Origin of the sequence: Clavibacter sp. VKM Ac-2873 (assembly GCF_015351075.1) — a bacterium.
Classification (GTDB): Bacteria; Actinomycetota; Actinomycetes; order Actinomycetales; family Microbacteriaceae; genus Clavibacter.
This window is the reverse complement of the sequence record NZ_JADKRS010000001.1, coordinates 686,911-712,026: the sequence shown is the minus strand read 5'-3', so window position 1 is coordinate 712,026 and position 25,116 is coordinate 686,911. Positions and strand designations below refer to the sequence as shown.

Sequence of the window (25,116 nt, the reverse complement as noted above, 5' to 3'; positions counted from 1 at the left end):
GGGCCTTCTGCGTTCCCCGGGCGCAGCCTCCGGAGGCGGTCGCGACGGCTAGCGGGCGATGAGCGCGTCGACGGCCGCGAGGATCTCCGGCACCTCGGTGCGGGTCGTGTAGTCGACGTGCACGTCGGCGAAGGCCACGCGGCGGTCGGCCCCCACGACGAGCACCGTCGGGAACGGGATGTCGCCGGTGCCGTCGGCGTTGCTGTCGGCCACGTCGAACCCGAGCTGCGCGTGGGCGACGCGGGCCGCGGGGCTCGGCTCCGTCACGAGGCCGAGCGCGCGCACGAATGCGTTGGACGGGTCCGACAGGACGGCGAAGTCGAGCCCACCGCCGGCGACCGCCTGGGCGCTGCCCTCCGGCGTCTGGGGACTCACGGCCACGAGCGTCGCTCCCCGCTCCCGCAAGCCCGGCAGCAGCTCGGCTTGGTAGTGGCGCAGGGTGAGGTTGCAGTAGGGACACCAGGCGCCGCGGTAGAGCACCACCACGGCGGGACCCGAGCCGAGTGCCGCATGGAGGTCGACGGGAACGCCGTCGGGATCCACGAGAGACGCCGGCGGCAGCACGTCTCCGGCGGCGACCGCGTCGTCCGGCACGCCACCCGCGCGGAGCGCCTCCTGCTCCGCCGCGAACACGGCCGAGAGATCCGGCCCGATCTGCTCGGCGAAGCCGCGGTCGAACCGGGCGATCTGCGCCTGGATGGTGGTGTCCGTCATGGTGTCTCCTCGGTCCGTCGGGTCGGTCCGCTCACCGTAGGCAGGCGGTCCGCGAGCGGCGCGGGAGGAGCGTCACACGGCGTCACGACCGACACCGAGCGGACAGGCGGGGCGACGGGGCGGGGCCGCTCAGCGGCCGCGGCGGCCCGGGAGGAGCGCCTGCGCCAGCGGGATCGCGGAGACGACGAGCAGCACCGTGCCGAGCACCTCGTCGTCGGGGCGCACGAGCACGCCGCCGGCGAGGAGGCCGGCGAAGACGAGCGCCGAGATCGCGCGGCGCAGGGTGCGCTCGAGGGCGCCGACGCGACGCTCGAGCGTGGGGTCGCTGATGGGGAGGGCGCCGTCGTCGATGCGCGTGAGCAGCGCGTCGAGGCGGCCCGGGAGGCGGGCGATCGTGCCCGCCGTGTCGGAGACGCGCGTGCCGAGGTCCCGCACGACGTTGCCGCGCTCCTCGCGGATGAGGCGCTGCGCGTACGGCTCGACGGAGTCCCAGAGGTTGAACGCGGGATCCAGCGCGCTGCACACGCCCGACGTCAGCGACATGGCGCGGATGATGAGCAGGAAGTCGTCCGGGAGCTGGAACGGCAGGGTGCGCACCACCTCCTGGAACTCGTTCGCGAAGGCGCGGAACTCCCGCGGATCCACCTCGCGCAGCTCCGCGAAGCCCAGGCCGCCGAAGCGGGCGAAGAGGCGGGTCATGGCGAGCTCGAGCTGCGTGGTGTCCGCGGAGGGGAGAAGCACGCCGATGTCGCGGGCCGCGTCGACGAGGCCCTTGCCGTCGCGAGACGCCGCGGCGATGAGCATCTTGCGCAGCCCCCTGCGCGTGCTCGGCGGGACCTCGCCCATCATCCCGAAGTCGATGAAGGTGAGGGTCCAGCCCTGCTCGACGGAGCCGTCCGTCACGGGCGTGACGAAGACGTTGCCGGGGTGCGGATCCGCGTGGAAGAAGCCGTCCGCGAAGAGCTGGTCGAACATGACGGCGGCGAAGACGGGCGCGACCTCCACCGGGTCGATGCCGGCGGCGAGGAGCCCCGCGTGGTCGGTGATCTTGATCGCCGTCACGTCCTCGAGCGTGAGCACCCGCCGGGTGCTGCGCTCCCACACGATCTCGGGCACGGCCACGCGCTCGTCCGCGGCGAACATCTCCTGGAAGCGGGCGGAGCTGCGGGCCTCGTGCAGGTAGTCGATCTCCTCGAGGCTCGTCTCGGCGAACTCCTCGACCAGCGCGGGCGCGTCCACGCGGTCGGACACGAGCCGCACGTGCGTGAGCCAGCCGCCGATGCGGCGGAGGGCGGCGAGGTCGATGCGGACGATGTCGTCGATGCCCGGCCGCTGCACCTTGATGACGGCGCCCGTCAGGCCCGTGTCGGCGGAGTCGACGGCGCCGAGGATCGCGCGGTGCGCCTGGCCGAGCGACGCGGCCGCGACGGGCGTCTCGTCGACCCAGGCGAACGCGTCGGCGAGCGGCATGCCCAGCTCGCGCTCCGCGAGCGCGCGGATCTCGGGGAACGGGACCGCGGGCACCTCGTCCTGCAGGTCCTCGAGCTCGGCCGTGATCTCCGGCGGCAGCACGTCGAGGCGCGACGACATGAACTGGCCGACCTTGATCATGAGCCCGCCGAGCTCCACCGCGAGGACGCGGAAGCGTCGGGCGAACAGCTTCATGCGCCGGGTGCGCGTGCGGTCGGCGATGCGACGGAGGCCGACGCGGGGGAGGAACAGCTCGTACCACCACGTGACCGCGAGGTTCCAGGCGGCGAAGCGGAGGATGCGGCGGTAGCGGGCGCGCGTCTCCGGGGCGTCGGCCTCGGGATCCACCCCGGGAGCGGCGCCGGCCGTGGCCGAGGTCACTCCCGGGCGAGGATCGCGTAGAGGCGGCGGCGGGCCGCGTCGAGCTCGGCGACGGCCTCGGCGACCTGCGCGGTCGTGCCGGTGCGCTGCACCTGCGCCGCCGCCTGGGCGAGCGACAGGCCGGCCTTCGGGAGCGCGGAGCGGTCGTGGCGGTCGTGCCCCTCGTGGCCGTGCGCGTCGGCGGAGCGAGCCCACGGTGCGGTGATGCCGTCGCGGGCGACCGCGGCGCGGCCCGACTCCGTGAGCGCGTAGACCTTGCGTCCGTCGGTGGTCTCCGCGGCGATCAGGCCCTCGTCGGCGAGGAGCTGGAGCGTCGGGTAGACGGCCCCGGCGTTCGGGGTCCATGCGCCCTGGGTGCGCTCCTCGATCTCGTGGATGATGCGGTAGCCGTGCATGGGCTCCTCGGCGAGCAGCGCGAGGACCGCATGGCGCACGTCGTGGGCGCCGGTCCCGTGCCCGGCGGGGGCGCCGTCGCGCTTCTCGAAGCGGGCGCGGAGCGACTCCATCGCCTGCCACACGCCGTCGGCGGCGTCGCCGAACGCGGATCCTGCGGTGGGGGACGATGCGGCCATGACGAGCTCCTTGCTGTGGGATGTGCGCGGTGCCTCCGACGATAGGCCGCGCACCTGGCCGCGGACCCGGGAGGGGGCTGTTCGTCAGCGACCCGACAGGTCCGCGGCCGGCGAGGGATCGCCGGGCGTCAGCCGACGGCCTGCGCGAACCCGCGCGTCGGGTCGGCGAGGTGCTCGAGCCCGGCGGGGAGCGCCCGGCCCTTGGCGGCCATCGACTGCGCCCACAGCCGGCCCGCGCGGTAGGACGAGCGCACGAGCGGGCCGGCGAGCACGCCGAGGAAGCCGATCGCCTCGGCCTCCTCCTTGATCTCAACGAACTCCTCCGGCCGCACCCAGCGCGCGACCGGCAGGTGCCGGGGGCTCGGACGCAGGTACTGCGTGACGGTGATGATGTCGCAGCCCGCGTCGTGCAGGTCGACGAGCGCCTCGGAGACCTCCTCGCGCGTCTCGCCCATGCCGAGGATCAGGTTCGACTTCGTGATGAGGCCCGCGTCCCGACCCTGCGTGATCACGTCGAGCGATCGCTCGTACCGGAACGCCGGGCGGATCCGCTTGAAGATGCGCGGCACCGTCTCCACGTTGTGCGCGAAGACCTCGGGGCGGGAGGAGAAGACCTCGGCGAGGAGATCCGGGTTCCCGGAGAAGTCGGTCGCGAGGATCTCAACGCCCGTGCCGGGGTTGTCGGCGTGGATCCGCCGCACGGTCTCCGCGTGCAGCCACGCGCCCTCGTCGGGCAGGTCGTCGCGCGCGACGCCCGTGACGGTCGCGTACCGGAGGCCCATCCGGCGCACCGAGTCGGCGACGCGGCGCGGCTCGTCGGTGTCGTAGTCGGCGGGCTTGCCGGTGTCGATCTGGCAGAAGTCGCAGCGGCGCGTGCACTGGGATCCGCCGATGAGGAACGTCGCCTCCCGGTCCTCCCAGCACTCGTAGATGTTCGGGCACGCGGCCTCCTGGCAGACGGTGTGGAGGTCCTCCGTCTTCACGAGCTGCTGCAGCGCCTGGTACTCGGGCCCCATGCGCGCCGTCGTCTTGATCCACTCCGGCTTCCTCTCGATGGGCGTCTCGGCGTTCCGCACCTCGAGGCGGAGCATGCGGCGGCCGTCGGGCGCGGCGGCGGCGGTCATGCGCGGGCTCCCGTGGCGGCGGGCTCCGAGATGGGCGCGGCGGCGCTCATGCGCGGGCTCCGGCGACGGGCGAGAGGGGAGCGGTCGAGGGCATGGCGGATCCGTTCGATGCGAGGGCGCGCACGAGGTGCGGGCGGAGGAGGGGGACGACGTCGGCCGGGGTGACCGTGCGCCCGAGGGCGCGGCTGATCGAGGTGACGCCGGCGTCGCGGATCCCGCAGGGGACGATGCGGTCGTAGGCGTCGAACGCGTTGCTGCAGTTGAGCGCGAAGCCGTGCATGGTGACCCGCTCGGCGACGCGGACGCCGATGGCGGCGACCTTCTCGTCGCGGGGGCTGCCGTCGGGCGCGGCCCCGCGGATCCACACGCCGGAGCGGCCGTCGACGCGGCACGACGCGACGTCGAGGTCGGCGAGGAGGGCGATGAGCGCGTCCTCGAGGCGGCGCACGTGGGCCACGACGTCGAGCGGCTCCGGCAGCCGCACGATCGGGTAGCCGACCAGCTGGCCCGGCCCGTGCCAGGTGATGCGGCCGCCGCGGTCGACGTCGATCACCGGCGTGCCGTCGCGCGGCCTGTCCTCCGGCTCCGTGCGCCTCCCCGCGGTGTACACGCTGGGATGCTCGAGGAGGATGACGGTGTCCTGCGCCCGGCCCGCGACGACGTCGGCATGCAGGGCACGCTGACGCTCGAGGGCCTCGATGTACGGCACGGAGTTGGCGCTTAGCCCCGTGACGACGATGTCGACCACGCGGCCAGCATAGGCGCACGTCCCGCCGGTGCCGCGGCCCGTGTCGGCGCGGGCGAGGACACGGCGTTGCCCGGGGGCGCGCGGGAGCGGAGGATGGACCCTCGATGACCGACTCCGCCGCACCCGCCGCCCTGCCCGTCCCTCCCGCCTCGCCCGCTCCTCTCGCTCCTCTCGTGCCGGACCGACCCGTCCGCGCCGCGCGCGCCCAGCACGTGCTCGAGGTGATCCGCACGGAGCGCCTCAGCCCGCACCTCGTCCGCGTGCACCTCGGAGGCGAGGGGACGCGCGCGCTGCTGGGGCAGGCGGTCCCCGAGCGTCTCGCCGCGACCGATGCCTACGTGAAGCTGATGCTGCCGCAGCCAGGATCCGGCCTGGTCCCGCCGTTCGACCTGCCCGCCCTCCGGGAGACGCTGCCGCCCGAGGCGCTGCCGGCGGTGCGGACCTACACGCTGCGCCACGCGGATCCGGCCGCGGGCACGTGCGCGATCGACTTCGTGGTGCACGGCGACGACGGGCTCGCGGGCCCCTGGGCGGCATCCGCGCAGCCGGGCGACCTGCTCGCGGCGAGCGGCCCCGGCGGGCTGTTCCGGCCGAGCGCGGACCCGGAGGTCGCGCGCCTGCTGATCGGCGACGACTCGGCCGTGCCCGCGATCGCCGCCGCGCTCGCCGCGATGCCCGCCGACGCGACCGGTGTCGCGCTCCTCGAGGTGGAGGGTCCCGCCGACGAGCTCCCGCTCGCGCACCCCGCCGGCATCGACCTGCGCTGGATCCACCGCTCGCGTACGCCCGACGCCGTGCCGGGCGCGCTCCTCGTCGACGCCGCCCGCGCGCTCGCGCGGCCGGACGGGGAGGTGGAGGTCTTCGCGCACGGCGAGCGCGGCGCGATGAAGCAGCTGCGCGCGCTGCTGCAGGACGGCTGGGGCATCGACCGCCGCGCCCTCTCGCTCTCCGCGTACTGGGCGCTCGGCCGCGCGGAGGACCGCTTCCAGGCCGAGAAGCGCGAGCCTGTGGGGGCGATCTTCGCCGACTGACCGCGCCCCCGTGCGGGGGCGCGGGGGCCGAGCCGGCTCTCACGACGCAGCCTGTGGAAAGCCAGCGGATTCTTGCGGAGCTGTGACCCTATTCTCAGCTTCGCGTCCGCTCGGTGGTCGCGGATGCGGGTGCCTGATCCGTCTGCTCGAAAGGGAGCACTCGGATGCGTCCTGCACGCCGTCTCACCTCCACCGCCGTCCTCGTCGCCCTCGCGCTGGTCGCCGAGATCTTCGTGGCCCTCCCCGCCGAGGCCGCGACCACGCCCACGCGGCCCGTCGCCTCGATCCCCGCCCTCGCGTCGGACGACGTCGACGTCGCCACCCCGACGATCCCCGCCGGGACCGTCGACGCGCCGGCGCCCGCGTACGAGCAGGCCCCCGCGGACCCGACGGCTCCGGCTGCTCCGGCGGCGACGGCCGACGCGTCCCTCTCGGCGTCCGCGACGGTCCGGCGTCGGACCGTGTCGGCGACCCAGCTCCAGGCCTCGGCGCAGCTGACGGACCGGTCGCAGTTCGCGGACACCTACGCGAACGGGGACGGCACGTCCTCCGCCGTGCTGTCGCAGACGCCGCTGAACGTGCAGGACACGGCGGGGGACTGGGTGCCCGTGAACACGGACGTCAGCGTCCGCCCGTCGGGATCCGCGGCGGTCGCCGACCACCCCCTCGCTCCCCGCTTCGCCGACTCCGCCGCCGACCCGGGCGTGCTGACCATCCACCACGACGGGCACGTGCTCCGGTACACGCTGAAGGGCGCGGCCGACAGCCGGTTGGAGCGGCCGAGCGCCGATGAGGTGCAGTATCGCGGCGTCTTCCCGCAGACCGACCTGCACTACGCCGTCACCGCGGGCCAGGTGAAGGAGGAGCTGGTCCTCGCGGCGCCGCCGACGGAGGCGGCTCCCTCCTGGACCTGGCACGTCAGCGCGCCCGGCCTGCACGCGGCGCAGGACGCCGACGGCGCGATCCTCTTCACCGACCACGACGGCACCGTCGTCTTCGGCATCCCCGCCCCGCGCATGTACGACTCGAGCGGCATCCCGGACGTCCAGGAGCCCGCCGACGCGCCCGTCGCCACCACCCTCGCCGCCGACGGCGACGGCTGGTCCATCCGCATGGCGCCCGACCCGGCGTGGCTCCGCAGCGCCGACCGCGCGTACCCCGTGCACGTGGACCCCTCCTCCGTCGCGTCCTGGTCGAACGACCAGCACGCGTACAAGTCCGACGGCACGCGGCTCACCGACGGCAGCGTCCGCATCGGCAACTCGCGGGACCACGGCGACAAGTACTGGCGCACGGTCGAGCACTTCGACTACGAGCAGCTCTTCGGCAAGCAGGTCCTGAGCGCCCGCATCGACGGCTCGTACTACAACGGCGGCACCAAGGCGCTGTTCGGCGGATCCATCAGCTCGGCGACGTCCTTCTCCTACAACGGCGTCGGGGACCGGCTCAGCCAGTTCGCGATGTCGGACAACGGGTCCGCGCAGGACGACCGGCTCTCGGACGAGATCGCGAAGTACGTGCGGGACGGCTCGCGCGGCGCGTACCTCATCATCGGCGGCGATGAGCGCCCCGGCGTCTACACGTACAAGTCGATCGCGGTGGCGCTCGTCGTGACCTACAAGGACATGCCCACCGCGGGACCCGCCATCGCCCCCTCTCCGGCCGACGGGGCACGCGGTCCCTTCATGCCCACGCTCGCGATCTCGGGGACGGACCCGGAGAACACCGGGCTGCAGTACTTCTACCGGGTCAGCGCGGGCGACGATCCCGAGGTGAACCCGGTGTGGGAGTCGGGCTGGGGCGCCCAGCAGGTGAAGGTGCCGTTCGGCGCGTTGAAGCCCGGCACGAGGTACCACTGGAAGGGCTACGTCAAGGACGGGTACGACGGCGTGCGCGGCACCTCGACGCTCGGCATCTCCTCCACGTGGGCCTTCACCACGAACACCCCGGCCATGACGGCGCAGGCCGGTTCCGCGCCGGTGGACGGGTCCGTGATCACCACGACGACCCCGACGCTCACGGCGCCGACCATCACGGATCCCGACGGCGACCCCGTCAAGTACCGGTTCCAGATCGCCTCCGGCGCGGACGGCACGACCGGAGCGGTCGCGACGTCCGGCTGGCAGGCGGGCACCACGTGGACGGTCCCGGCGAACTCGCTGCAGGACGGCGGCCGCTACACCTGGTCGGTGCGCGCGTCCGACGGGTACGACGAGCCGCCGGTGACGTGGACGGACAAGATCCGGGTCGACCGCCGCGTCGGCGACGCCGGGCCCGCGCCCACGGACACCGCGGGTCCCGTCAGCGTCAACCTCGCGAACGGCAACGTCGGGCTGCGCTTCGCGTCGCCGACGGTCCAGGCGCTCGGCGGCAGCATGGGGCTCGGCTTCAGCTACAACTCGCTCCAGGCGGGCAGCGGCGGGCTCCTCGGCCGCTACTACGACGGTGCCGCGCCGCTCGGTGACGGCGACGCGTGCCACGCGGACGCCGGCACGCTCGCGACGACCCGCACCGATCCGTCGATCTCCTTCGACTGGGGCGACGGCTCGCCCGCCCCGGGAGTCGACGCCGACAACTTCTCCGCCAAGTGGACGGGCTTCCTCCACGTGCCCACCACGGGCACCTACACGTTCGGCATGACCCGGGACGACGGCGGCTGCGTGCGCGTCGGGGGATCCACCGTGTACTCCGGGTGGCGCGACGACCACGTCGCGCAGGACACCACGGGGTCCACGCCGACCGCCCTCACGCAGGGCACACCCTTTCCGCTCGAGGTCGACTACTTCGAGCACGCGGGTGAGGCCGGCGTCTCGTTGTGGGTCACGGATCCGACGGGCGCCCAGTACGTGGTCCCCGCCGACTGGTTCACCCGCACCGTCGACACGCTCCCCGCGGGATGGTCGTCGACCACCGCGCTCGAGGGCGACGCCGGCGACTGGTCGCGCGCCCAGGTCACGGACTCCGCCGTGATCCTCACCGACGCCTCCGGCACCGCGCACACCTACACGCGCACCGCGGGCGACGGATCCGGCACCGGCTACACCGCGCCGACGGGGGAGCACGACCGCGTCTCGCTCGACCAGTCGCGGCAGGTCGTCGTCACCGGCGACGACGGCACGATCACCACGTTCGACCCGTCGGGACGGGTGCAGGGCGTCACGGGACCCGGTGACGCCCTCAAGCGGGCGACGCCCCTGTCGACGCGTCGGCCCGGCACGGGCCTCGTCGACCGCGTCTCGGATCCGCTCTCCGCGCTCGGCACGTCGCCCGAGACGTACGGCCGCGAGGTCCGCTTCGCGTACGCCGGCGACACCGCCGCGTCCGTGGGCCTCGACGCGAAGGACACGGACTCCACGGGGTCGGCATGCCCGGTCGCCGCCGGGTTCTCCGCGCCGCCCGCGGACATGCTCTGCCGCATCGTCTACCCGGGACACATGGCGGGAGCGACGGACACCACGCGCCTCTCCTACGACGCGCACGGCAACCTCGTGCGCATCACCGATCCGGGCGACGAGATCACCGACCTCGCCTACGACGGCGGCCGCCTGACCACCATCCGCGACGCGCTCGCGGACGACTGGCTCGCGGCGGACGCGCGGCGCACGGCCGACGCGAACGTCGCCACCACCATCGCCTACGACGCCTCCGGTCGCGCGACGACGGTCACGCTCCCCGCGCCCGACGGCGTCACGGCGGCGAAGCGGCCCACGAAGTCGTACGTCTACGGATCCGGCACGACCTCCGTCGACGTGCCGGCGCTCGGCCTGCCCGCGGGCACGCACGCCTCGACCGTGACCTACGACGACGCCTGGCGGCAGACGAGCATCACCGGTCCGTCGGGTCTCACCGCCTCCTCCGAGTGGAACCAGAACGACCTGCCCCTCGCGTCCGTCGACGCGCAGGGTCGGAAGTCCACCACCCTCTACGACGCGCAGGACCGGCCGACGGACTCCTACGGTCCGGCGCCCGCGTCGTGCTTCGGCTCCGACCGCGTCCCCACGGCGGCCTGCGCCGCGACCACGGCGCACTCGTCGACCGGCTACGACGGCGGGCTGCACGGCCTCGACGCCGTCTGGTACGACAACGGCAGCTTGACGGGCGCGCCGCGTGCGTACGGCCTGGGCATCGGCAACGCCGACGGCAGCGTCGACCAGGACTGGGGGAACGGCAGCCCGCCCGCGGCCGGCGACGGCTTCCCGTCCGACGGCTTCTCGCTGCGGCTCACGGGTCTCGTCACGGCTCCGCAGGACGGCGACTACACCTTCGCCACCAAGGCGGACGACGGCACGCAGCTCTTCGTCGACGACATCCCGCTGATCGACGCGTGGGGCGCGAACCCCGGCAACGAGATCCGGGCGAACCACGCCGTGCACCTCGCAGCCGGCCAGACCGCGCGCATCCGGCTGCAGTACAACGAGGGCCAGGTGTCCGCGTCGCTGAAGCTGGAGTGGCAGATCGGCAGCGGAGCCATGGTCGTGGTGCCGGGCAGCGCGCTCACGCCCGACTACGGGCTGCAGACGAGCGTGACGGCCGCCGACCAGGCGCCGACGGGGGTGGCGGGCATCAGCGCGTCGCAGATCTCGTCGGCCTCGTCGGTGACGCAGTACGACGAGCCGTGGCTGGGCATCGCGACCGCGTCGGTGGTGGATCCGAAGGGCCTGGCGCTCACGCACTCGATGACCCACGAAGCGCGCGGCTCCGGATACCTCCGGCGCCTCACCCGCACGCTGCCCGCGCAAGCCAACGTGGCCACCACGAGCGCGTACTACGGCCCGACGGAGACCATCGCCTCCGCGTGGGGCGCCAGCGGCAAGATCTGCGGCGTCGACGCGGCCACGCCGCAGTACGGGGCGACGAAGGCCACGACGGGAGCGAAGCCGGCCACCGGCGACGCCATCGTCACCTCGTTCGTCTACGACGTCATGGGGCGCGCGGTCGGATCGAAGCGCTCCGGCGACGCCGACTGGTCGTGCACGACCTACGACGCCCGCGGTCGCGCCACCTCGAGCACCACGGCCGCCTTCGGCTCCGTCGCGGCGCGCACGGAGAAGACCGACTACGCGGTCGGCGGGGATCCTCTCACCGGGGCGGTCTCGGACGGCGCCGTCACCGGGTCCACCAGCGGCGGCACGGTCACCACGACGGCGAACCTCCTCGGGCAGGCGGTCACATACACCGACGTCTGGGGCACGGTCACGACCATGTCCTATGACGTGGCCGGCCGGGTCGCCTCGACGGTCGCGACGCCGCCCTCCGGCGCGGCGCACACCACCTCCTACGAGTACGACATCGACTCCCGGGTCGACGTGATGCGCGTGGACGGCAAGGTCGTCGCCGATCCGACGTACGCGAAGGGCGAGCTCACGGGGATCACCTATCCCAGCGGTGCGACCGGCGCGGGCAACGGCTCGTCGCTCTCCGAGATCACGCGGAACGGCGCAGGCGCGGTGACCGGGATCGGCTGGTCGTTCCCCGGCAAGCAGACCGCAGTCACCGATCGGGTCGTCCGCTCGCAGGCGGGCGACGTGCTGCAGGACACCACGGGCGACGGGAGCACGAGCAACGTCTCGACGTACTCGTACGACGCGGCCGGCCGCCTCGTCACCGCGGTGATCCCGCACCACCGCCTGACCTACGGGTTCGACGCGCTCGCCGGATCCGCCGCCTGCACCCAGGCCGGCGCGGTCGCCGCCGCTGGGCGGAACGGCAACCGCACCTCCTCGTCGGACGTGCTCGACGGCGGGACCCCGACCACGGTCGCGTCCTGCTACGACGGAGCGGACCGCCTCATCGGGACCACGGTGGCGAACGCCCCCGCGGACGCCTCGCCGGTGAACCGCTCGCTGACCGCGGCCCAGCTCGCCTACGACGCGCACGGCAACACCGTGCAGCTCGCGGACGAGACCCTGTCGTACGACGGCGGGGACCGGCACACGGGCACGAAGCTCGCCGACGGCTCGTCGGTGACGTACCTGCGCGATGCGACGGATCGCATCGTGCAGCGGACGGAGACGACCGCGGCGGGCGTCAAGACGGTCACGCGGTACGGCTTCACGGGGAGCGGCGATGCGCCGGACTTCGTGCTGGACGTGTCGAGCGCGGCGACGGAGTGGGATCTGCCGCTGCCGGGTGGCGTGACCGCGGAGTTCCGGACCGGGTCGGCCGTGTGGTCGTACCCGAGCATCCACGGCGACATCCTCGTCACGGCGGATCAGGCCGGGGCACGTGCTCCGGGCCTCGCGGTCTACGACCCGTTCGGCCAGGTCGAGGATCCGAAGACGGGCGCGTTGGGCACGGTGTCGGCGAACCAGTCGGGTCCGGACACGCAGCAGGGCAACGCGGACTACGGGTGGCTGGGTCAGCACCAGAAGCTCTCGGAGCACCTGGGCGGCATCGCGACCATCGAGATGGGTGCGCGGCAGTACGTCGCGGCGCTGGGGCGGTTCCTGCAGGTGGATCCGGTCGAGGGCGGGACGGATGACGACTACGCGTATGCGAACGACCCGATCAACGGTGCGGACATTACGGGTAACTTCTTTGAGGCGATCCTCGGCGGCTTGGCCATAGCCTTCCCTGAGATTAGCTTGCCTGTCATAGGGGTCGGTGCGCTCGTCGCGGGTGTAATCCTGTTCTGGCCTCAGATCTCGCAAGGCATCCGGACGGCAGCAGGAGCCATCTCCAACGCCGCCCAATGGGTAGGGCGACAGACGACGACCGCCACGGCTGCCGCCGCTGCTTCAGGCGCAATCCTCTTTGCCCAGATGAAAAGCCGGTACGCTAAAACCAAGCGTGCGGCAAAGGCATTGGCACTGCAAATGGTCAGGCGCATCAATAGCGGCAAAGGGCCATACTGCGCGGAGTATAGAAAGCTGTGTGGTGACGGGGATCATTATCATGTAGAGGTGTTCAGGCGCGGTGTTCACCATGCAACGTGGCACATACGATGGAGGCGATGATGTGGCTTGAGGCAAATGGGGAGTTGGCGTCGGAGGTGTTCTCCAATCCCATGAAGCTCCTTTCACGTAGAACGGTGCGGGAAGGATATGCTGCGCCGCGAGAAGACTGTCTAGAGTTCCTGCAAAGTGCTATGGAGGTTGAGGGTGTGAAGTCGAAGGAGGCCGAGGAGCTATTGAGGCGGGGTGTGGTGAAGGGGCATCCCGGGCAATCAATGCCGACGGCCTATCTGCATGATTTTGGGCGACTAGGATCCTGGCGGGAGGCCAAAGACTTCATGCGGGGCTGGTGCGATACTGTGCCTATCGAATGGCAATGGGATGCATCGCTGATTGTATGTGACATTGGCGCCCGACTGTACTCGGCAAAATTCAGAAGAAGATACGCGCGCATAGTGGGCACTTTCGTGCAATAGCTGCACGGGCAATGGCTCGCGCGGCTGCGGTCCGGGCGTCTCCTTCTCCGATCGGCTCGCGGCAGCGAATCGGCTCGAGTTGCCATATACCCTGTCTGAGTCAGGTATGACGTTGTGATCTGATCTTGATGCAAGGTGTTTATAAACAGTGACAATGATTACCTTTCCACATGCGGATTGTCACCGTGGCGCGTAAGGCCTATCGGCACCCTGCGCGCCGTGTGGTCGTACCCGAGCATCCACGGCGACATCCTCGTCACGGCGGATCAGGCCGGGGCACGTGCTCCGGGCCTCGCGGTCTACGACCCGTTCGGCCAGGTCGAGGATCCGAAGACGTGTGCGTTGGGCACGGTGTCGGCGAACCAGTCGGGTCCGGACACGCAGCAGGGCAACGCGGACTACGGGTGGCTGGGTCAGCACCAGAAGCTCTCGGAGCACCTGGGCGGCATCGCGACCATCGAGATGGGTGCGCGGCAGTACGTCGCGGCGCTGGGGCGGTTCCTGCAGGTGGATCCGGTCGAGGGCGGGACGGATGACGACTACGCGTATGCGAACGACCCGATCAACGCGTTCGACCTGACGGGATCCATTGCCGCAGCTTTGGTGCCCCTGCTCGCTTTCGGGCTCGCGGACATTTGGAATCCTGCGGGATGGGGTGTCTTGCTCGGTATAGGGATCGGGGTCCTGGTCGGCTGGGGGATCTCGCAGCTCGTGGCGAACCCCGAGGTGATAACTCACCTCTTCGCGAAGCCGAAGCCGAAGCCTCCTGCATCCAACGTGCCGCCCCGGCATTCGCACGAGAGTGCCCCCTCGCGAGCGGCGGCAGAAGCACGAGCCAGGGCTCTGGCGGGCAAGAAGAACAATGACAAAGGTCCTTTGTGTAGAATATTCCGAAACATGTGCAAACGAGGTGATCACTATCACGTCGACGTCACGACTAGGGCGGGGCGGCCAGTGGGCACACATCATGTTTATTTTCCGCGCAATTACAACGGGCAGCGATGACTCGTCATTCGATTCACTGTCGTGATACTGCCCAAAATGGTATTGGCTGGCGGGGAATTCGCATCATGGGGCCATATCCAATGAGGAGCGACGATCATGCTGTCCCGTGTCTGACCTCGACTAGCGGGCGCGCTCGTATTCACAGGTGCGTCGAAGTGACCAGCATATTTTGCATGAAGGCGCCGTGTCCGAAATAAGGGAAGGGAATTGAGATGTGGGTAGATGACGAGGGGCAGTTTCACACCATCCACGTGTGGGGGGTGATGGAGCTGCTCTCGGATTCACTGTCATCAGAGCTCGCATCGGCGCCGGCGAAGGCCTTCGGCGCATTGAGGCGTGACGTCCAGCACGTCAGTGGGAACGTGGTCGACGCGCTGCTCGAAGTCGATCAGTGGGGGGACCAAGGGGAATATGTCGAGCGGGCTCTACCGGAGTCCTTCGTCGATTCCATCCGAGAGCCATCTACGATGGAGGAGTTACGACAGGAACTCGTCACGCTTCCCTGGGCGGTTCCACTCCAATGGCGCATGGACGCATCAATGCTGGGAGTCGACATCGTGGCGCTGGCTTCGGCACGGCGAGCCACGATCAAGTCGCGAATGATGAGGGGGCTGGGGATCAGGCAAACACTGCAGCCCCGGGCATAGGCACCGCGCTGCACCCTAGAATCCTGCGAAGACATAGTGTCGCTGTCCGGGTTTCGCGCCTCTGAATATGTTTGCTTCATCGCATCCACGGCGACATCCTCGTGACGGCGGATCAGGCCGGGGCTCGTGCTCCGAGCCGTGCGGCCTACGACCCGTTCGGTCAGGTCGAGGATCCGAAGACGGGTGCGCTGATGCTCACCGGGCTGATCAACCGCCTCTCCCGAGGGACCGCGCAGAGGTGCTCGACCCGAGGGAAGTGTGTGTCTACGTATTCCTTCGCGGATCCGATCTGTCCCTTCGCGATCTGCTGATGTCAGCGGATGCCCGCATCTGCAACGAGGAGCTGAGGGCCGGTTTGGTCGAGGATTTCCTGGAGTATCTGCATGAGTCGTGATCGACGCGTCGCCACGCATCAGCCCTCGCCGGATGGGAGGAACGCGCTTGTGGGTCGCTGATGGCGGGCTGTTCCACGTCGAGTACCTGTGGGGCGCCCGCGACCTGCTCTCGGACGAGGCATCGCGCGCGCTGCACCGGGTGCCGGGTGCCGCCTGCCGCGCCCTCATGCGGGACGTGATGGACACGTTCTCCGACGTGAGCGATCGACTGCACGAGGTGGCGGCGTGGGGCGAACAGTCGTCCTTCGTCGAGGAGCCCATCCCGGTGGAGCTCCTGGCGCCGATCTCGCGCGCGACGACCTTCATCGAGGTGAGCCACGAGCTGATCCACCTGCCGCACGACATCGACCCGCAGTGGCGGCTCGACGCGGCGGGCGCCTGCTGGGACATCGTCAGCACCGTGAGCCGGGAGCGGCGCGGCGTCGGCTCTCGGGTGCGTCGGCTCGGTGGCCGCGTCACCTCGCGTGAGCGCGGTTCCCTGCTCAGGCTCGGGCGCAGGCGGCTGTCATGATGCGCCTCTGCCGCCGCCGCCCTCGCATCCACGTCGAAGTGGCGCCGTACGCCCCCCGCTCCTTCCTGCGCAACACCGCGGTCCCGCCCTACGAGGACTGGCTGCCGGCCGGGATCGCGGGGCGCATCCGGCTGCCCGGATACCCGCATCCGTTCGTGATCGCGCGGCGCATGTACGGAGACGACGAGCTCGGTCCCGACGCCTACCGTCTGATGCTCCCCGAGCACGAGCTCCGGTATGGCGACGGCGAGGACGAGTGGATGGTGTCGATGCCCGAGTCGTCGGTCCTGCCGGGCCCGGAGGGCAGTCTTATCGACGTCGTGACGACCGCGCTCGACGTCCGGAGGGACGCGTCCCCCGAGGCGTGGGAGGAGGCGAGGGCGTGGTTCGTCCGCCAGTCCGACCGGTCGTGGGAGCGCCTGACGCGATGGCAGCGCCTGTCCTTCGGCTCGATCTCCGGTCGGCGGGGGAAGGGGTCCTTGGCGTTCTTCGACGTGGGGCCCTTCGAGGAGCCCTTCGCCTGAGGCCGCAGCGTTCGAGGGGCGCGGGCGGCACGACGCACCGGCCCCCGTCCTCCGGCACCCCGCCGATCCGCCATGCTGGTCCCTGCGCGTGATGCGGCACGACCGCCCGCGCGGATCCCGTCCCCCCACCCCGGAGACCGCCATGACCGCTTCCGCATCCGAGCCCCTTCCCGCGCCGCCCGTCGTCGCTCCCGGCGAGCCGACCACCGCCGGCATCCCGCACTCCGTGGCGGAGGACGTGCTCGGGATCCTCACCGGCACCTTCGTCGCGTCGTTCGGGCTCTTCCTGCTACGGGACAGCGGCGCGGTCACGGGCGGCACCGCCGGGCTCGCGCTGCTGCTGAGCTACACGGGCGTGCTGCCGTTCGGCGTGCTGTTCTTCGTGGTCAACGCGCCGTTCTTCGCGCTCGCCGTGTGGAAGAAGGGGTGGCGGTTCACGATCCGCACGGCCGTGTCGGTCGCGCTCGTCTCGCTGTTCTCGACGCTCCACCCGGCGATGGTCACGAGCCTCGACCTGCAGCCCGTCTACGGCGTGCTCGCGGGGAACCTGCTCGTGGGCATCGGCCTGCTCGTGGTGTTCCGCCACGGATCCAGCCTCGGCGGCTTCAACATCGTCGCGCTCATCGCGCAGGAGCGGTTCGGCTTCCGGGCCGGGTACGCGCAGATGATCCTCGACGTGATCGTGATCCTGCTCGGCCTCACGGTCGTGTCCGTCGGCGGCGTCGTGATGTCGGCGCTCGGCGCGGTGCTTCTCAACCTGGTGCTCGCGCTCAACCACCGGCCGGGGCGCTACACCGGGATCTGATCCGGGTCGGGCCGCGATCCGCGGCGGTCAGCCCGCGGCGGTCAGCGCCGCGCGGTCGCGCCGTCGGGCGAGGGAGCCGCGGCAGGGGCCCGGCTCGGCCCCCCGTCGACGGCGTCGACCGGCTGCCGCAGGAACCCGCGGCGGCGCAGCCCGACCTCGAGCGGGAGGGTCGCGAGCGGCGGGATCGCCGCGACGCCCGCGAGGAGCGCCGGCTTCCACCCCCAGCGGAGGCGGATCGCGGCGACGGCCGTGACGATCACGTAGAGCACGAACGCGGCGCCGTGCAGGCGGCCGAAGACGTAGACGCCGAGCTCGGTCGTCTCCGTCACGTACTTGAGGAACATGCCCACCAGGAGGCCGGTCCAGGTGACCGCCTCCACCACCGCGACGACGGCGAAGAGGCGGCCGAGGCGGGACGGACGGTCGGAGCGGTGGCGCGTGCCGCGGACGAGCGCCGCGAGCCCGGCGGCCGGCGCTGAGCTGGCAGCGGCGGGGGAGGTAGGCGACCCCGCGGGGCGGACCCCCGTCTCGGCGGGCGGGGCGGCGTCGGGGTGCGGGGCGTTCGTCATGGGGCCTTCCGGGGCAGGGGGATCCACGGGGATCCGACGGGCGGGGCAGGTCGCCGCCCACGCTACGCGGCGCCGTCGGGCGGGAGCTGTGGGCGGGAGCTGTGGCCGGGACCTCGGCGCGGGTGCCGGCGACCGCGCATGGGGTACATCTCCCGTGCACGTGGCATGTGCATCGCCTGGGAGCCGGGCGTGCGCGGGGTCCTCACCGGACACGTGTCACGCATCACCGTCGCGATGTGCAAGCATTTCCACATGAGGTGGAATTCACCTCGACGATCTGGGGGGATCAATTGGGGGAGCACCACTCTGCCGTCCGCCGTGCCTCGACACGGGGGATGCGCACCGCAGCCGCACGCGCACGTCTCATCGCCGCCATCACGGGGCTCAGCCTCGGCGTGACGCTGCTCGTCGCCGTCGAGCCGTCCGCGGCTCCGGCCGAGGCCGCGACGTCGGGCACCGCCGCGTCGTCGGCGCGCGTGATCGCCCCCGCCAGCAGCGTGGTCCCTCCGGCCGCCGCCGACGGCACGCCGACCGCCGCGTCGATGATGCGCCTGCTGCAGGCCACCGCGGCCGCGACGCCGTTCACCGCGACGCCCGCGCCCGTGATCACCGGGACGGCGGTCATCGGGCAGCGCCTGGTCGCCACCACCGCGCGCTGGACCCCCGCGGCGACGAGCAGCACGTACGCGTGGCTCGTCGACGGCGTCCCCGTGAGCGGGCAGACGAGCACCGCGTACACGGTGCGCGCCGCCGACGCCGGATCCGTCATCACCGTCGCCGTCACGGGCAGCCGCTCCGGCTACGACACCAGCACGCAGACCAGCGCCCCGACCGCGACCGTCCCGACGCCCGTCGTCACGCCGTTCACCGCGGCCCCGACGCCCACGATCGGCGGATCCCCGCAGGTGGGCTTCACGCTCACCGCGCGCGCCGGCACCTGGACCCCGTGGCCGACCTTCTCCTACTCCTGGACCCGCGACGGCGTGCTGATCGGCGGCCAGAACGGCGTCACGTACCGCGTCACCGAGGCGGACCGCGGCACGGCGCTCGCTGTGACGGTCACCGGCACGAAGACCGGGTACTCGACGACGCCCCGGACGAGCGACGCGGTGACCGTGCCGGGCGCGCCGGTGACCCCGACGCCCAGCCCCACGGCTTCCCCGCCGGCGACGCCGACGGTCGCGCCGACGACGGCACCCACGCCGACCCCCACAGCCGCCCCGACGACGGCTCCCTCGCCGACGCCCACGGTCGCGCCGACGCCGACGCCGACGGTCGCGCCGACGCAGGCTCCCACGCCGACGCCCACCCCCACGGTCGCCCCGACGCAGGCACCCACCCCGACCCCGACGGTCGCCCCCACGACCGCGCCCACCCCCGAGCCGACGACGCCCGCTCCCGCGTCCTTCACCGCCGCCGCGACGCCCACCATCGCGGGCACCGCGCGCGTCGGCTTCACGCTGTCCGCGCGCGCCGGGGTGTGGACCCCGTGGCCCACGTTCTCCTACGCGTGGCTGCGCGACGGGGTCGCGATCGCCGGGCAGACCGGCGTGACCTACCGCGTGCAGGCCGGGGACGCGGGATCCCGCATCAGCGTCACCGTCACCGGCACGAAGACCGGCTACACCACGCAGTCCCTGACGAGCGCGGAGCTCCAGGTGCCGGGCGCCAGCACGCCGACGCCCACGGCGACGCCGGGCACGCCCGCGCCGACCCCCACGCCCACGGCGACGCCGGGCACGCCGGAGCCGACCCCGGCTCCCACCGCGACGCCCGGCACGCCGGAGCCGACCCCGACGACGCCCGTCCCGACCCCGGATCCCACGGCCCCGCCCCAGGACGCGCCGTTCTCGGCCGCCGCCACCCCGACCATCGCCGGGACCGCCCGCGTCGGCTTCACGCTGTCCGCGCGCGCTGGCGTCTGGACCCCCTGGCCGACCTTCACCTACCAGTGGACCCGCGACGGCGTCGCGATCGACGGCCAGACCGCGGTCACCTACCGCGTGCAGGAGGGCGACCAGGGCGCCACGATCGCCGTGGTCGTCACCGGCACGAAGACCGGCTACGTCACGCAGTCGCTCGCGAGCGGCGGGCTCCTCGTGCCGCTGCCCGAGCCGACGCCGGAGCCCACCGCGCCCACGCCCGACCCGACGCCCGCGCCCGACATCGCGTTCGCGGCGGTGGGCACCCCGTCCATCACGGGCCTCGGTCGCGTGGACTACACGCTGAACGCCAAGTCCGGCACCTGGTCGCCGTGGCCGTCCTTCTCCTACGCGTGGCTGCGCGACGGCGTCGTGATCCCGGACCAGACCGGCCCGAGCTACCGCGTGGTCGCGGGCGACGTCGGCACGGGCATCTCCGTCGCCGTCACCGGCACGAAGACGGGCTACGTCACGCAGACCGCGACGAGCGAGCCCGTCGCCGTGGTCGCCACGCCCGTCACCCCGCCGCCGCCCGCGCCGTCCGTCCCGTTCGAGGCGACGACGGCGCCCGTGATCCAGGGATCGCCCATCGCCGGCAGCCCCCTGCGGGTGGAGACGCCCGCGTGGACGCCGGAGGCCACCGCCTACTCCTACGCGTGGGCCCGGGACGGCGTCACGGTGCTCGGCGCGACCGACGCGATCTACACCGTGCGCCGCGCGGACGCCGGGTCGCGGATCACCGTGACCGTCACCGGGACGCGCTCCGGCTACAAGGCGACGAGCCGCGCGAGCGACCCGACCGCCGTCGTGGTCGACGCCCTCGACGTCCCGCCCGCCGAGCCCGCGCCGTCGCCCGACGACCAGCCGTTCACGGACGCGCCGAGCCCGACCATCACGGGCGACGCGACCGTCGGATCCACCCTCACGGCGGAGACCTCAGCCTGGACCCCCGAGGCCACCGCGTTCACCTACGTCTGGCAGCGCAACGGCGTCGTGGTGCCCGGCCGCACCGCGTCGACCTACGTGCCGGCGCCGCGCGACGCCGGGTCGCAGATCACCGTGACCGTCACCGGACGGGCCGACGGCTACGCGCCGACGTCCCGCACCTCCGTCCCGCGCCAGATCGCCTCGACCGGGGAGGGCTACGACGTCGTCGTGATCCTCGGCCAGTCGAACGCGCAGGGCGTCGGCACCGGGTGGGATCCGTCCATCGACGTCAGCGTGCCGGGTCTCGACCAGCTCGCGGGCAGCGGCGCCAAGGCCGGGCAGATCATTCCCGCCAAGGACTCGCTGAGCCACGTGACCACCTGGACGACCTCCGGCGGGGTGCAGGCCGTCGGCCCCGGGATGGAGCTCGGCCGGCACATGCTCGCCGACGCGCGACCGGGCCGGAAGGTGCTGCTCGTCCCCGCGGCGATGGCGTCCACGTCGCTGACGGGCGACGGCACGTACGCCTGGAACCCCGCGGACACCCGGTCGCGCATCAACCTGTTCACGCGCGCGCTCGGGCAGATCGACGCCGCGCTCGCGCAGGATCCCGACAACCGCCTCGTCGCGGTCGTCTGGGCCCAGGGCGAGTCCGACGCGACCCGGACGAACGCGGCCGGCTACCAGTCGATGCTGCTCGACCTCGTCGACCGGCTGAACACGCGCTACGGCACGGTGCCGTTCCTCATCGGCGGCATGGTGCCCGAGTGGCTGAACGTGTCGTCGCTCCGCCAGGCCATCGACACGGCGCAGCAGGGCATGCCCGCGCTGCGGGCCAACGTGTCGTACATCCCGGGAGCCGCGGGGTACAGCAGGGCCGAGGACTCGATCCACTACACGGCCGCCGGCGCGCGGGCCATGGGCGACAAGTACTTCGCCGCCTACCAGCGGGCGACGGGAGCGGTGCAGCTGTCGAGGTAGACGCGGCGCGGCCGGGCGCGATGCCCGGTCGCGCGGATGGCAGGATCGAGGGCACGGGCACGGGCGCCGATGCGCGACCGACGTCCCGACACCCGACCGGAGGATCCATGGCCGAGCGCATCCCGCACGTCGTCTTCGTCTGCGCCCGCAACGGCGGCAAGTCCCAGCTCGCGGCGGCCCTGATGCGCCACGCGGCGGGTGACGCGGTCGCCGTCACGTCGGCGGGGACGGATCCCGGCGCCTCGCTCAACGCGCTCGCCGTCACGTCGCTGGCGGAGCTCGGCATCGACGTGGCGGACGAGCGCCCGAAGCCGCTGACGGACGACATGGTCCGCCAGGCCGACCTCGTGGTCGTGCTCGGCGCCGAGGCGCACGTGGACGGCGACCAGGACGTGGCGATCGAGACGTGGATCACGGACGAGCCGTCCGAGCGCGGCATCGACGGCATGGAGCGGATGCGGCTGGTGCGCGACGACATCCGGGCGCGCGTCGAGGAGCTGCGTGGCCGCCTCGGCGGCGTCGCCGGCGACCCGGCTGCGCGCTAGGCGTCGACGGAGGCCCGTCGCTCGACGCGGCGGGCGATGAGCGCGTCCACGTGCCGCTCCAGCACGCCGAGCGCGCGGGCGCTGCGGGCCGGATCGGGCTCGTCCACCAGCAGCTGCAGCGCGAGGCCCGCGAGCAGCGCCTGCAGGTGGTCGGCCTCGGCGTCGGGATCCGCGTCGGGGCGCAGCAGGCCCGCCGCGCGCAGCTGCGCGAGCTGCTCGAGGCACGTCTCCCGCGCGGCCGCGTGGGCGGCCGCGCGCACCTCGCGCAGCCGCGGGTGCGAGGCCGCATCCGCGAGGAGCGCCGCGGTGACCTCGGCCTCGGCCCGCCGCGCGTCGTCCAGCGGCAGGTGCTCCGCGAGGATCCGCACGGCCCGGCGCCGCGCGTCCGGGTCGGCACGCCGCGCCCGGATGCGCGCGTCGATCCGCCGGGCGACCAACCCGGTCGCGTGGGCCACGAGGTCGATGCGGCTGGGGAAGCTGTGGCGCAGGGATCCGGTGGAGAGGCACGCCTCGGCGGCGACCGTGCGCACCGAGACGCCGCTCGCGCCCTCGCGCCGGATGACGCGCCAGACCGCCTCGGCGAGCTCGTCCTCGCGACGCGCGTGGTCGATCAGGCGGGGCATGGCGTCACGGTAGCACCGGGATCCGGCGCCGCCCCGGACGTGCCGGCGAACGCCTCCCGAACGGTAACGTCGATCGGATGAGCGCCTTCTCGCCGCCCTGCGGCCCCGTCGTCGGCTGGCGGGACGGCGATGTCGTCCGCGCGACCGGCATCCCGTACGCCACGGCCGACCGCTTCTCGCCGCCGGCCCCGCACCCCGACTGGACCGTGCCGCGGGACGCGACCGCCTGGGCGCCCGCGTGCCCGCAGCCGCCGATGGAGGAGCTCGACGCGGTCCTCGGGAGCTTCTCCGGCCTCGCCGTGGACGAGGACTGCCTGCGCGTCTCCGTGACGATGCCGCACGACGTGACCTGCGACGACGCGCTGCCCGTGATGGTCTGGATCCACGGCGGCTCGTACGTCTCGGGCGCGGGGGACGTGCCGATCATGGATCCGGCGCCGCTCGTCGCCGAGCAGCGCGTCGTCGTCGTCACGGTCACCTACCGGCTCGGGCTCCTCGGCTACCTCGGCGACGGACGGGGACGGCCGGCGAACCTGGGCCTCCTCGACCAGCTCGAGGCGCTCCGCTGGGTGGCGCGCAACATCCGCGCGTTCGGCGGGGACCCGGACCGCGTCACCGCGTTCGGGCAGTCGGCGGGCGGCGACGCGGTCGCGCACCTCATGGCCGTGCCCGAGGCGGCGGGCCTCTTCCGCCGGGCGATCGTCCAGAGCGCGCCGCTCGGCATCTCGCGGGGGAGGCGGCGGATGAGCGCCGCCATGGCGCGCGCGTCCCGCGGGCTCACGGCCGACACGCCCGTCGCGGACGTGCTCGCCCGCCAGGGCGAGGTGCAGCGCGTGGCCGCGGCCTTCGGGCTGCCCGGCGCGATGCCGTTCGGCACCCAGTACGGGCACGCGCCGCTGCCGCGCGAGTCCGGGATCGACGCGGCGTGGGACGCCGCCGCACCCGGCGTCGAGGTGCTGATCGGCAACACGGCCGAGGAGGCGCGCCTGTTCCTGCCGGGGATACCGCGGCTCGCGCGCGTCACGCGGCTCCCGCTCGTCGGCCCGCTCATGCGCCGCGCGGCCGTCGCCGCGGTCACCGGCATCGTCTACGGCATCCCCGCCCGCCGCTTCGCCCGCCGCCACGCGCGGGCGGGAGGCACGGCGCACCGCTACGTCATCCGCTGGTCCGCGCCCGGCAGCCCGTTCGGCGCCGCGCACACCGTGGACCTGCCGCTGCTCTTCGGCGACGAGGAGGCCTGGCGCGGCGCCGGTCTCCTCGCGGGCGCCGACTGGGAGGGGCTCCAGCGCGACGCCCGCCGGGTGCGCCAGGTGTGGGGCGACTTCGCGCGCGGACGGATCCCGACGCGGCAGCTGATCCCGGGCGTGCTGGAGCTGCGGCGCGTGCGCGGTCGCTGAGGCGGCTAGCCGACGTCAGAGCAGGGCGCTGATCGTGGCGGCGACCAGATCCGGGTCCGTCAAGGGCACCATGGGCTCGGAGCGCGGCGCGAGGATCCCGTGCACGAGCCCCCACGTGAGGCCGCTCCCGCCGAGGCCCGCCTCCAGGACCACGAGGTCGTCGCCGGTCCCGGAGGCCATCGCGCGGAGGCGGCGGCCGTCCGGAGCCGTGACCGTGATGTCGCGCCCGAGGAGACCGGACGTCACGCGAGCACCGGCCACGGCTGAGGCGTGCGGTCGTCGGTCGCGAGGAGTCCCGCGAGCCAGTCGTCCTCGCGGCCGGCGCGACCCATGGCGCCGAGGCGCGCGATCCCCTCGAAGCGGAATCCGAGCGCGCGGGCGACGGCGGCGGATCCGGCGTTCCCGGCGTACGCGCGCCAGCCGATCCGGGCGAGGCCGAGGCCCGTGGACGCGTCGAACCCGTGGTCGACGACCGCCGCGGCCGCCTCGCGCATGATCCCGCGGCCGCGCGCCCCGGGTGCCAGCCAGTACCCGATCTCGGCAGCGCCGTCCGCGAGGGCGTGCAGACCCACCGTGCCCACCAGCTCGTCGCCCTCGAGCACGGCCCAGGTGAGGCGCTCGCCCGAGGCCCAGCCGTCGGGGCAGAACCCGGAGACGTAGGAGAGCGCGTCCGCGCGCGCGTACGGCACGGGGACGGGCACGTAGCCCTGGATCGCCGGGTCCTGGCACGCGGTCGTGATGGCGTCGACGTCGTCGAGCACGGGCGGGCGGAGCGTCAGGCGCGGGGTGCGGAGGGTCACGGGGTCCATCGCGCCACGCTACCGGCAGCGCACCCGCGGTCCACGGCCGGACGCGA

General features: G+C 72.9%; 19 protein-coding genes. 10 read left to right on the top strand and 9 right to left on the bottom strand.

From position 1 onward, the window contains the following. Positions 1–48: 48 nt before the first annotated feature. The 5 genes from ITJ44_RS03285 to lipB form a co-directional block, all read right to left on the bottom strand. On the bottom strand, positions 49–714 hold the full coding sequence (locus ITJ44_RS03285) for a peroxiredoxin-like family protein (protein ID WP_194633327.1): 666 nt from the start codon (positions 712–714) through the stop codon (positions 49–51). A 129-nt stretch (positions 715–843) separates the two neighbouring features. After that, the gene (locus tag ITJ44_RS03280) at positions 844–2,565 is read right to left on the bottom strand and encodes an AarF/UbiB family protein (protein WP_194633326.1); all 1,722 of its coding nucleotides are present in this window, start codon (positions 2,563–2,565) and stop codon (positions 844–846) included. Continuing rightward, on the bottom strand, positions 2,562–3,137 hold the full coding sequence (locus ITJ44_RS03275; protein WP_194633325.1) for a PadR family transcriptional regulator: 576 nt from the start codon (positions 3,135–3,137) through the stop codon (positions 2,562–2,564). Before ITJ44_RS03275 ends, ITJ44_RS03280 begins: the two co-directional genes overlap by 4 nt. 128 nt (positions 3,138–3,265) lie before the next feature. After that, positions 3,266–4,261 carry a lipoyl synthase gene (gene lipA, locus ITJ44_RS03270; RefSeq protein WP_194633324.1) on the bottom strand — a complete coding sequence of 332 codons (996 nt, stop codon included), beginning with the start codon at positions 4,259–4,261 and terminating at the stop codon, positions 3,266–3,268. A gap of 46 nt (positions 4,262–4,307) precedes the next feature. Beyond that, a complete protein-coding gene (lipB, locus tag ITJ44_RS03265; protein WP_194633323.1) occupies positions 4,308–5,009 on the bottom strand; it encodes a lipoyl(octanoyl) transferase LipB in 702 nt (233 codons plus the stop codon). Between the two features lie 104 nt (positions 5,010–5,113). Between lipB and ITJ44_RS03260 the strand changes: the two genes are divergently transcribed. The 7 genes from ITJ44_RS03260 (at position 5,114) to ITJ44_RS03230 (ending at position 17,296) form a co-directional block, all read left to right on the top strand. Then, positions 5,114–6,040 (top strand): siderophore-interacting protein, encoded by a 927-nt coding sequence (locus ITJ44_RS03260; RefSeq protein ID WP_194633322.1) that lies wholly within the window; start codon positions 5,114–5,116, stop codon positions 6,038–6,040. 164 nt (positions 6,041–6,204) lie between these two features. Beyond that, positions 6,205–12,996, top strand: coding sequence for a PA14 domain-containing protein (locus ITJ44_RS03255; RefSeq protein ID WP_194633321.1), 6,792 nt, complete (start codon positions 6,205–6,207; stop codon positions 12,994–12,996). Positions 12,997–13,628: 632 nt separating this feature from the next. Next, the gene (locus ITJ44_RS03250; RefSeq protein ID WP_194633320.1) at positions 13,629–14,414 is read left to right on the top strand and encodes an RHS repeat-associated core domain-containing protein; all 786 of its coding nucleotides are present in this window, start codon (positions 13,629–13,631) and stop codon (positions 14,412–14,414) included. A 212-nt stretch (positions 14,415–14,626) separates the two neighbouring features. Further along, entirely contained in the window at positions 14,627–15,061 is a 435-nt protein-coding gene (locus ITJ44_RS03245; RefSeq protein WP_194633319.1) for a hypothetical protein, read from the top strand. Positions 15,062–15,451: 390 nt separating this feature from the next. Then, positions 15,452–15,967 carry a hypothetical protein gene (locus tag ITJ44_RS03240; protein ID WP_370551610.1) on the top strand — a complete coding sequence of 172 codons (516 nt, stop codon included), beginning with the start codon at positions 15,452–15,454 and terminating at the stop codon, positions 15,965–15,967. A 38-nt stretch (positions 15,968–16,005) separates the two neighbouring features. Beyond that, entirely contained in the window at positions 16,006–16,491 is a 486-nt protein-coding gene (locus tag ITJ44_RS03235; protein ID WP_370551609.1) for a hypothetical protein, read from the top strand. A gap of 142 nt (positions 16,492–16,633) precedes the next feature. Continuing rightward, entirely contained in the window at positions 16,634–17,296 is a 663-nt protein-coding gene (locus ITJ44_RS03230; protein WP_194633317.1) for a YitT family protein, read from the top strand. 41 nt (positions 17,297–17,337) lie between these two features. On the opposite strand, the gene ITJ44_RS15785 is transcribed toward ITJ44_RS03230, so the two are convergent. Beyond that, positions 17,338–17,865: a DUF3817 domain-containing protein gene (locus ITJ44_RS15785; RefSeq protein WP_228494473.1), complete on the bottom strand. Its 528-nt coding sequence runs from the start codon at positions 17,863–17,865 to the stop codon at positions 17,338–17,340. Positions 17,866–18,200: 335 nt separating this feature from the next. On the opposite strand from ITJ44_RS15785, the gene ITJ44_RS03220 reads away from it, so the two are divergent. Both ITJ44_RS03220 and ITJ44_RS03215 read left to right on the top strand, forming a co-directional pair. Then, complete coding sequence (locus ITJ44_RS03220) at positions 18,201–21,695, top strand: sialate O-acetylesterase (protein ID WP_228494472.1); 3,495 nt, start codon at positions 18,201–18,203, stop codon at positions 21,693–21,695. A gap of 107 nt (positions 21,696–21,802) precedes the next feature. Beyond that, entirely contained in the window at positions 21,803–22,240 is a 438-nt protein-coding gene (locus ITJ44_RS03215; RefSeq protein ID WP_194633316.1) for a low molecular weight phosphatase family protein, read from the top strand. On the opposite strand, the gene ITJ44_RS03210 is transcribed toward ITJ44_RS03215, so the two are convergent. Continuing rightward, the gene (locus ITJ44_RS03210; RefSeq protein ID WP_194633315.1) at positions 22,237–22,863 is read right to left on the bottom strand and encodes a TetR family transcriptional regulator C-terminal domain-containing protein; all 627 of its coding nucleotides are present in this window, start codon (positions 22,861–22,863) and stop codon (positions 22,237–22,239) included. The genes ITJ44_RS03215 and ITJ44_RS03210 overlap by 4 nt on opposite strands. 77 nt (positions 22,864–22,940) lie before the next feature. Here ITJ44_RS03210 and ITJ44_RS03205 point away from each other — a divergent pair, with 77 nt between their 5' ends. Further along, entirely contained in the window at positions 22,941–24,260 is a 1,320-nt protein-coding gene (locus tag ITJ44_RS03205; RefSeq protein ID WP_194633314.1) for a carboxylesterase family protein, read from the top strand. A gap of 15 nt (positions 24,261–24,275) precedes the next feature. On the opposite strand, the gene ITJ44_RS03200 is transcribed toward ITJ44_RS03205, so the two are convergent. Together ITJ44_RS03200 and ITJ44_RS03195 are read right to left on the bottom strand one after the other, a co-directional pair. Beyond that, complete coding sequence (locus ITJ44_RS03200) at positions 24,276–24,506, bottom strand: hypothetical protein (protein WP_228494471.1); 231 nt, start codon at positions 24,504–24,506, stop codon at positions 24,276–24,278. After that, a complete protein-coding gene (locus tag ITJ44_RS03195) occupies positions 24,503–25,069 on the bottom strand; it encodes a GNAT family N-acetyltransferase (protein WP_194633313.1) in 567 nt (188 codons plus the stop codon). The genes ITJ44_RS03200 and ITJ44_RS03195 overlap by 4 nt, the downstream gene beginning before the upstream one ends. Between the last annotated feature and the right edge of the window lie 47 nt (positions 25,070–25,116).